We start from the raw sequence: 550 nt of genomic DNA, 5'->3' as shown, positions 1-550 counted from the left end.
TCACAAAGCCTATGCACACCTGGAAACCTGTGGGAGCGGGCTTGCCCGCGATGAGGCGCTGAAGATTTAATTCAGACCCAACTTCCCGCGCATCATCGACAAATCCTCTGCCAGTGTATTCACCGGCCCGACCAGCGCTTTGCGGTCGTTGTCCTTGACCTTGTCATAGGTCTCAAATCCGCCATCCGCATTCTTGTACTTGGCCAGAATCCTGTCGACCGTGGCGAGGTTCTTGTCGACTTTCGCTACGAACGCCTTGTCCTGCTGTTCGATCTGCGGGCGGAACAAGTCGACGATCTTCTTGGCGCCGTCGATATTGCCCTGGAAGTCATACAGGTCAGTGTGGCTGTAGCGGTCTTCCTCGCCGGAAATCTTCGTCGCCGCCACTTCTTCCAACAGCGCAGCAGCGCCGCCAACGACTTTTTCCGGCGGGAAGGTCAGACCGGCCACACGGGTTTGCAGATCCTGCACGTCTTTGTTCAAACCGTCGGCCAATGCGTCCAGGCCTTGGGTGGATTTCTCCGCGAACAACGAATATTCGATCCGGTGA

At 56.7% G+C, this 550-nt stretch carries 1 protein-coding gene; it reads right to left on the bottom strand.

Annotation, left to right across the window (positions count from 1 at the left end):
- Positions 1–66: 66 nt before the first annotated feature.
- A partial coding sequence (locus tag J5M71_RS26855) for an imelysin family protein (protein ID WP_279382385.1) occupies positions 67–550 on the bottom strand: 484 nt, incomplete at its 5' end.

The organism is Pseudomonas sp. 43(2021) (genome assembly GCF_017490805.1).
GTDB lineage: Bacteria > Pseudomonadota > Gammaproteobacteria > Pseudomonadales > Pseudomonadaceae > Aquipseudomonas.
The sequence above is the reverse complement of the archived record's forward strand: the minus strand, read 5'-3'. Positions and strand labels throughout refer to the sequence as shown.